Source organism: Enterobacter sp. CGMCC 5087, from assembly GCF_003144775.1.
GTDB lineage: Bacteria > Pseudomonadota > Gammaproteobacteria > Enterobacterales > Enterobacteriaceae > Enterobacter > Enterobacter cloacae_M.
This window is the reverse complement of the sequence record NZ_QFXN01000336.1, coordinates 1-244: the sequence shown is the minus strand read 5'-3', so window position 1 is coordinate 244 and position 244 is coordinate 1. Positions and strand designations below refer to the sequence as shown.

1 protein-coding gene is annotated in these 244 nt (G+C 57.8%); it reads right to left on the bottom strand.

Features of this window, described 5'->3' with window-relative positions; translation table 11 throughout:
• On the bottom strand, nt 1–244 hold a 244-nt coding region (locus DEO48_RS26255; protein ID WP_146198352.1), incomplete at both ends, for a WYL domain-containing protein.

Genomic DNA, 244 nt, shown 5'->3' with positions numbered 1-244 from the left:
ACTGATTTCGCTCCGGCGACGGAAGGTTTGCTCTGAGAGTGAGGCCGAGATAATGTCTTCCAGCCGGAACACCCGAAGGCTCCCCCGGCAACAGACGACCAGATACCAGTGCTGATGCCGGTAAATCAGGCGGTAAGGCTCCTGCTCATCGTGACGGACACCGCCGACCAGCAGACTGACCACCCGATGATGACAAATGGCTTCGGCCAGACGATGAAAACTGTCAGCCTGTGTCCATGCTGAC